The sequence below is a fragment of the Mangrovimicrobium sediminis genome (assembly GCF_004745945.1).
In the GTDB taxonomy this organism is placed as follows: domain Bacteria; phylum Pseudomonadota; class Gammaproteobacteria; order Pseudomonadales; family Halieaceae; genus Mangrovimicrobium; species Mangrovimicrobium sediminis.
The window spans coordinates 171100-178244 of sequence record NZ_SRLE01000013.1 but is presented as its reverse complement, the minus strand read 5'-3'; the positions used below and the strand labels follow the sequence as shown (position 1 = coordinate 178244).

The 7145-nt window shown below is 62.5% G+C and carries 7 protein-coding genes and 1 rRNA gene; 1 reads left to right on the top strand and 7 read right to left on the bottom strand.

The window, feature by feature from the left end; all coding sequences use genetic code 11:
• From E4634_RS18455 to ilvY, 5 genes are all read right to left on the bottom strand, one after another.
• Positions 1-201: ribosomal RNA gene (locus E4634_RS18455) — 16S ribosomal RNA — on the bottom strand; the annotation flags it as partial.
• 400 nt (positions 202-601) lie between these two features.
• Complete coding sequence (msrQ, locus tag E4634_RS18450; protein WP_240725243.1) at positions 602-1180, bottom strand: protein-methionine-sulfoxide reductase heme-binding subunit MsrQ; 579 nt, start codon at positions 1178-1180, stop codon at positions 602-604.
• A gap of 2 nt (positions 1181-1182) precedes the next feature.
• A complete protein-coding gene (gene msrP / locus E4634_RS18445; RefSeq protein WP_135446135.1) occupies positions 1183-2169 on the bottom strand; it encodes a protein-methionine-sulfoxide reductase catalytic subunit MsrP in 987 nt (328 codons plus the stop codon).
• Positions 2170-2239: 70 nt separating this feature from the next.
• The gene (gene pssA, locus E4634_RS18440) at positions 2240-3124 is read right to left on the bottom strand and encodes a CDP-diacylglycerol--serine O-phosphatidyltransferase (protein ID WP_135446134.1); all 885 of its coding nucleotides are present in this window, start codon (positions 3122-3124) and stop codon (positions 2240-2242) included.
• Between the two features lie 36 nt (positions 3125-3160).
• Positions 3161-4069, bottom strand: coding sequence for an HTH-type transcriptional activator IlvY (gene ilvY, locus E4634_RS18435; RefSeq protein WP_135446133.1), 909 nt, complete (start codon positions 4067-4069; stop codon positions 3161-3163).
• Positions 4070-4190: 121 nt separating this feature from the next.
• On the opposite strand from ilvY, the gene ilvC reads away from it, so the two are divergent.
• Positions 4191-5663 (top strand): ketol-acid reductoisomerase, encoded by a 1473-nt coding sequence (gene ilvC / locus E4634_RS18430; protein WP_135446132.1) that lies wholly within the window; start codon positions 4191-4193, stop codon positions 5661-5663.
• Between the two features lie 155 nt (positions 5664-5818).
• Here the strand turns inward: ilvC and E4634_RS18425 are convergent, their stop codons facing one another.
• Together E4634_RS18425 and E4634_RS18420 are read right to left on the bottom strand one after the other, a co-directional pair.
• On the bottom strand, positions 5819-6361 hold the full coding sequence (locus E4634_RS18425) for a midcut-by-XrtH protein (protein ID WP_167854981.1): 543 nt from the start codon (positions 6359-6361) through the stop codon (positions 5819-5821).
• Positions 6362-6521: 160 nt separating this feature from the next.
• Positions 6522-7064, bottom strand: coding sequence for a hypothetical protein (locus E4634_RS18420; protein WP_135446130.1), 543 nt, complete (start codon positions 7062-7064; stop codon positions 6522-6524).
• Between the last annotated feature and the right edge of the window lie 81 nt (positions 7065-7145).

Here is a 7145-nt window from a genome sequence, read left to right as displayed (position 1 = left end):
GAAGGTCCCCCGCTTTCCCCCAAAGGGCGTATGCGGTATTAGCATGGGTTTCCCCATGTTGTCCCCCACTACCGGGTAGATTCCTACGCGTTACTCACCCGTCCGCCGCTCTACTCAGCCCGAAGGCCTTTCTCGCTCGACTTGCATGTGTTAGGCCTGCCGCCAGCGTTCAATCTGAGCCATGATCAAACTCTTCAGTTTAATCTTTTACCTCTGCACTCTCCCGAAGGAGGACAAGAGGGGTCATTTACGTGGTTACCCCACGGCAACAACCAAATCTCGGCTCAGACACAATTCGAAATCAAAGTTCAAAGAATCAATGAGTCACTTGTTGTGTCTGAATAGTCGTGTCAACTATCCCAACAAGTGCCCACACATCTGTCTTCGTCTGATTGTTAAGTAGCACCCGAAACGCGAAGGTTTGGGGTTGGCTGGCCGGGGTTGCCCCCAACCGAGGATGCGCATTATACGGATCGCCAATGCCCCTGCAAGGGCTTTTGAAAAATATTTTCTGCTATTTTCCTAACCCCCGAAAACGGGCCTTCAAGGGGGACTCGCGGGAGGGCCGGACACCCTATTCGAAGCAACACCCGGCGCCAATTCACTGGCGGCTGCGGCGCCCCGCGAACCAGCGGTACCCCAGCAGGAGAGCCGCGAAGACGCCGTAGACGAGCGCCTCCCCGTAGTCCGAGCGCACCTGCCAGGCCAGGTGCACACAGGCCAGCAGCAGGGCCGGGTAGACCAGGCGGTGCAGGCGTCGCCAGTTGCGCCCGAGGCGTCGCTGCATGGCATGGGTCGAGGTGATCGCCAGCGGCAGCAGCAAAACCCAGGCCAGTGCGCCGACGGTGATATACGGACGCTCGGCCAGTTCTTCCAACAAGCGGCCGGCATCCCAGCCCGTGTAGAACTGGCAGAAACTCGCGAGGTGCACGCAGGCGTAGAAGAAAGCGAACAGCCCGAGCATACGCCGCAGGCGCATCGGCCAGTACCAGCCGCTGATACGCCGCAATGGGCTCACAGCCAGGGTCAGTAACAGGAAGCGCAGCGCCCACTCCCCGGTCTGCAGAATCACCGTCTTGGCCGGATCCGGTCCAAGGCCACCCGCGAAGGCGCCGTACAGAAGCCACGCAAAAGGCATCAGGCTGGCGGCAAATACCGCCGGCTTCAGCAACTTGTTCATGGTCAGTAGTGCTTCTTGAGATCCATGCCAGCGTAGAGGCTGGCCACCTGCTCTTCGTAACCGTTAAACATCAGGGTCTCGATACGGTTGGGCTTGAACAGGGAGCCCGGCAGGCGGCGCTCGTGCTTCTGGCTCCAGCGCGGGTGGTCAACATTGGGGTTCACATTGGAATAGAAGCCATACTCGCGCGGCTGCGACATGTTCCAAGACGTGGCCGGTTGCTTCTCGGTGAGCGTGATGCGCACGATCGACTTGATGCTCTTGTAGCCGTATTTCCACGGTACCACCAGCCGCAACGGCGCACCGTGCTGGTTGGGCAGTGTCTTGCCATAGTTGCCCACCGCGAGCAGGGTCAGCGGGTGCATGGCCTCGTCCAGGCGCAGCCCCTCCCGGTAGGGCCAGTCCAGGGAACTGGTAAAGGAACGCGTGCCACGCATTTCACCTTTGCGATAAAGGGTGCGGAATGCCACGTAGCGCGCCTTGCTGGTGGGCTGGAATTCGGCGAGCAGGGCAGACAGCGGAAAGCCCACCCAGGGGATCACCATGGACCAGGCCTCGACACAGCGCAGTCGATAGATGCGCTCCTCCAGCGGGTAACGGGAAAGAATATCCTCCAGGTGAAGCTTGCCGGGCTTGGCAACCTCGCCATCCACCTCGATGGACCAGGGGTCGACGGTCATTTCGTGGGCGTAGGCCGCCGGGTCAGTCTTGCCGGTACCGAACTCGTAGAAGTTGTTGTAGCTGGCCGCGTCACGCCGCGGTGTCAGCGCCTCGTCGGTGTAATAGCCCAGCGGGCCCTTCGCCGCTGGCGCGTATTCGAGCGCAGTTTCACCGGGAACGTATGCAGCCGATGCTCCCGCGCTAAGGCCGAGCACACCGGGTGCAGCAATCGCTCCCGCGGCCTGGATGAACTGGCGACGGCGCAGGTAGACAGATTCCGGCGTAATTTCCGACGATGGAATACCGGGGACTTTGAATCGGCCGGGCATGAAACTCACTCCTTGCTGTATGCGAACAGGCTTGAGAGTCGCACTCCCGGCAATGGTTCCCCGGTACGCCTCAGCCCTCGTTTGCTGAACGATTGCCTGAGTGGTTACGCGAACGCTTCCACAGCAGGATCACCGGCCCGGAGGCGGCGTAGCCAAGGAAGGCGATGAACAGGATCAGCGGCGGATCCAGCGTCACCAGTCCGAACCCGAGCACGACCAGTATCATGGCAAAAAACGGCACACGCCCGTGGAAGTCGATCGACTTGAAGCTGTAGTACGGGAAATTGGCGATCATCAGGAATCCCGATACCGCCGTGAGCAGAGCCAGCATGAACGCCACATGCCCGGGTAGCTCGGCGCCGGTCCAGCCCAGGTCGCTGCACACCCACACCGCGCTGACCACGATAGTAGCGGCCGATGGACTCGCCAACCCGGTAAAGTAGTTTTTGTCCGCCTTCCCGATCTGGGTATTGAAGCGGGCCAGGCGCAGGGCTGCACAGGCGACGTAGATAAAAGATGCGCTCCAACCGAACTTGCCAAGGTCGCCGAGGGCAAAACTGAACATGACCAGGGCCGGCGCAACACCGAACGAAACCATGTCCGCCAGGCTGTCGTACTCTGCCCCGAACTTGCTCTGGGTATTGGTCATACGCGCGATACGGCCATCCAGGCCATCGAGCACCAGGGCGGCCAGGATAGCGATCGGCGCGCTGGCGAAATCGCCGCGCATGGCGGCGATCACCGCGTAGAAGCCGGCGAAAAGCGCACCGGTAGTGAACAGGTTGGGCAGCAGGTAGATGCCCTGCCTGCGCACCGAGCGCCCGTTTTCGGATACCTCTTCCTCGTGCTCGTCGACCAACAGGTCGATAGGTACGGTAACGCCAGTGTGAGCCGCGCTCGCCGGTTCCGGCGCGGCATCGCCGGTGACTTCCGTTTTATCGTCGGGCGAATTCATGGTCTCGTTCCGCAGTGTCCTGAGCGACGCATTGTATCAAAGGGCGGCGGGATAAGTACGCCCGGCGACATCCCACAGGGCGCGCACCAGCGGGCTGGCCAGGCGCTGGCGCAGGGCCGCCAGGCCGATGGACAACACCGGCAGCGGCGCCTCCTCCAACGACAGCACCTCAACCCCCTCCCCCACACCGCTCGCCTCGATCACCAGTTGCGGCGCGATGCCCACACCCAGGCCGAGACTCACCATGGCGACGATCGCCTCGTGGCCGGCGACCTGTGCATAAATCCGCGGGCGGATGCCGCGCTCACGCAGCCAGTCCTCGAGCATTTCCTGGGTGGTCCCCCGCTCCGGCACGATCAGCGGCACGCCGGACCACTGGATGCCGCCGCGGGCGAGATCCTCGAGCACCCGCTCGCGCACCTGGCAGGGCGCCGCCGGCATGCAGAACTGCAGGGGCGAATGCAACAACGGCAGGAAATCCATGCGCCGGGACAACTCAAGTGGCCGGATGCTCACCGCAAGGTCATCCTGGCCGCCAAGGATACGGCTGATGCCGTCGGCCTGGTCGCCGGTGTGCATCATGATATCCACCGCCGGGTAGTCGCTGCGGAAACTCGCGAGAATGGGCGCCAGCAAGGTGCGAGTCGCGGTGACCGAGCAGTACAGGCTCACTTCGCCGGCCAGTTCTCCCTCGCTGCCCAGTTGCCGCTGCAGGTGCTGCCACTCGCCCAGGGTGCGCCGGGCGAATTCGCGAAACTCGCGGCCGGCACGGGTGAGCAGCACGTTGCGGCGGTCGCGCTCGAACAGGGGCTGGCCCACCTCCGCCTCCAGCCGCGCCACCGTGCGACTCACCGCGGACACGCTCATGTGCAGGGCCGCGCCGCTGCGGCTAAAATTCAGCGTCTCCGCGACGGAGAGAAAGACCCCCAGTGACCGGGTATCCATGCGCCCTTCCTTATTGCAAATAGCGCAACACAGTTTCCACTATTTAGCGTTTTACGCAAGATAACAAATCCCGTATGGTGCGCGCTGTCACCCATCCAACCCGTGAACGAGGAGCCTCACCATGGGACAGAATTACTTCAACACCCTGCCCCTGCGCCTGCAGCTGGAAGAGCTGGGCAAGTGCCGCTTCATGGAGCGCAGCGAGTTCAAGGACGGCTGCGACTACCTGAAAGGCAAGAAGATCGTCATCGTCGGCTGCGGCGCCCAGGGCCTGAACCAGGGCCTGAACCTGCGCGATTCCGGCCTGGACGTGTCCTACGCCCTGCGCGCCGAGGCCATCGAGTCCAAGCGCCAGTCCTGGAAGAACGCCACCGAGAACGGCTTCACCGTCGGCACCTACGAGGAGCTGATCCCGCAGGCGGACGTGGTCATGAACCTGACCCCGGACAAGCAGCACACCAGCGTAGTCACCGCGGTGATGCCGCTGATGAAGGAAGGCGCCTGCCTGGACTACGCCCACGGCTTCAACCTGGTCGAGGAAGGCATGCAGATCCGCAAGGACCTGACCGTCGTCATGATGTGCCCGAAATGCCCCGGCACCGAGGTGCGCGAGGAATACAAGCGCGGCTTCGGCGTGCCCACCCTGATCGCCGTGCACCGCGAGAACGACCCCAAAGGTGAAGGCCTGGATATCGCCAAGGCGCTGGCCGCCGGCACCGGCGCCGATCGCGCGGGCGTGCTGGAATCCTCCCCCATCGCCGAAGTGAAATCCGACCTGATGGGCGAGCAGACCATCCTCTGCGGCATGCTGCAGACCGGCGCCATCCTGTGCTTCGACAAGATGGTGGAGAAAGGCATCGACCCGGGCTATGCCTCCAAGCTTATCCAGTACGGCTGGGAAACCGTCACCGAGGGCCTCAAGCACGGCGGTATCACCAACATGATGGACCGCCTGTCCAACCCCGCCAAAATCCGCGCCTTCCACCTCTCCGAGGAACTCAAGGACATCATGCGTCCGCTGTACGAGAAGCACCAGGACGACATCATGTCCGGGCACTTCTCAAAGACCATGATGGAAGACTGGGCGAACGACGACGCCAACCTGCTGGGCTGGCGCGCCGCCACCCAGGACACCGCGTTCGAGAAGCAGGACAACACTGACCAGGACATTCCCGAACAGGAGTACTACGACCACGGCATCCTGCTCATCGCCATGTGCAAGGCTGGCGTTGAACTGGCCTACGAGGTGATGGTGCAGGCGGGCATCAAGGCAGAGTCCGCGTACTACGAGTCCCTGCACGAGACGCCGCTTATCGCCAACACTATCGCGCGCAAGAAGCTCTACGAGATGAACGTGGTGATCTCCGATACCGCGGAGTACGGCTGCTACCTGTTCGATCACGCCTGCCGCCCGCTGCTGGCGGACTTCATGAGCAAGATCGACACCGACGTGATCGGCAAGGGCATGGCCGGCGACAACGGCGTCGACAACCAGGAACTGATCGCGGTCAACCGCGCCATCCGTTCCCACCCGGTCGAAGTGATCGGCGCCACCCTGCGCGGCTACATGACAGCGATGAAGCGTATCGTGTAAACCCGATGCCAGGACACATCGCGAAGGGGCCGGAAGGCCCCTTTTTTGTACCGTCGATCTCCAGGCACTGTATCGCGGCGAGCCTGGATCGGTAATGACAGGCAAAGAAAAGGGGAGCCGCGGCTCCCCTTCTTTTTCTTCAACGAACCACCGCGCTACAGCATCTCAGATGGGCAGTAATTCATCGTCGCAGTGCCACCGGCAGGGATGATGTCACCAATGTCCGCATCGGTCTTGATCTGCACTGGCGGCGGACAGGGCAGGTTCTGGTAGCCCAGCACCTTGAGGTCCGTCGACGCGCAGTTGTTGGTGATCGGCAAGCCCGAATAGCCGGAAGAGTTGGTGTTCAGGGAGATCGTACCGCCACTGCAGGCCGGGTCACCCGGGGGAACCTCCGGCGGAATGACATCGATCGCCACGGTGCGCTCGACGCCAAAGGCTCCGATCAGCAGGCCGGCACCCAGAACGGCGATACTGAGCATCTTCTGCGCGTCGCGCAGGCGCAGGAAGCGCAGCGCGATGATCACCATCAACACTGCAAGGGCGATCAGCAGGGGCCCACTGAACACGGGGACATCCGCGGCACCTGTGGGTCCGAGGTCGATAATTACGCCGGGGCCGCCGGCCATCGCCAGCGATGGCAGGCCACTGAGCGCCACGAGAACTACGGAAAGCAAACTCCTGAAACGTCTGGTCATGGTAAGTCCTTCTCTCCTGTGAAACATGCGTTTTTCGGTGTTGTTATCACGTACAGCACGGGCTTGAATACCCACAGGTACTATAACCGCTCGCGATGCCCGACGCTAACCCGGTTGCTTACACGGGATTACCGCCAGCGTGGCCAGGCGATCACCCGGGTCAGGACGGCGGCAGGCAGTAGTTCGTGGTAGCGCTGGCCCCCGGCGCGATACGGTCACCGATATCGGCATCGGTGACGATCTGGTCGACGGGCGCACAGGGCAGGTTGAGGTAGCCCTGCACCTCAAGGGTGGTGGTTTCACAGGCGTTCTGGATCATGACACCGCTGAAACCGTTGCCACCGGTATCCAGGGCAATGCTGCCGTTGTTGCAGGCCGGATCAGTGGGGGGCACCACCGGGATCACCATCACGGCGCGGGTATGCTCGACGCCTGCCACCGCGAGCAGCAGGCCGGCACCGGCAAGCAGGCCGAGAAAGCTGCGTTGGGCACCCCGCGAGCGCACCACACGCAGGCCGATCACGACCAGCACCAGCGCGAGGGCGGCCAGCAGGCCAGGACTCAGCACTGGCACGGCCTGGACCGCGGGCGATACCGCGGCAAGTTCGACCACCACCGGCACGAAACTCGCGTGTGCCAGGCCCGGCAGGCACAGGCCTGCGACCAGCAGAATTCCCAGTTTGGAAAGATCAGTACGACGCATAATTCCCCCCGGACAGATTCAAGCGCAGGTTGGTTTATATTGTAGCTGCGTTGCGGGCAATGTATCCCAATCCGCTCCCCG

What these genes read in the sequence shown, in the direction of transcription:
- msrQ (WP_240725243.1), bottom strand. Translation starts at nt 1,180, where the DNA reads ATGAACAAGTTGCTGAAGCCGGCGGTATTTGCCGCCAGCCTGATGCCT.
- msrP (WP_135446135.1), bottom strand. Translation starts at nt 2,169, where the DNA reads ATGCCCGGCCGATTCAAAGTCCCCGGTATTCCATCGTCGGAAATTACG.
- pssA (WP_135446134.1), bottom strand. Translation starts at nt 3,124, where the DNA reads ATGAATTCGCCCGACGATAAAACGGAAGTCACCGGCGATGCCGCGCCG.
- ilvY (WP_135446133.1), bottom strand. Translation starts at nt 4,069, where the DNA reads ATGGATACCCGGTCACTGGGGGTCTTTCTCTCCGTCGCGGAGACGCTG.
- ilvC (WP_135446132.1), top strand. Translation starts at nt 4,191, where the DNA reads ATGGGACAGAATTACTTCAACACCCTGCCCCTGCGCCTGCAGCTGGAA.
- E4634_RS18425 (WP_167854981.1), bottom strand. Translation starts at nt 6,361, where the DNA reads ATGACCAGACGTTTCAGGAGTTTGCTTTCCGTAGTTCTCGTGGCGCTC.
- E4634_RS18420 (WP_135446130.1), bottom strand. Translation starts at nt 7,064, where the DNA reads ATGCGTCGTACTGATCTTTCCAAACTGGGAATTCTGCTGGTCGCAGGC.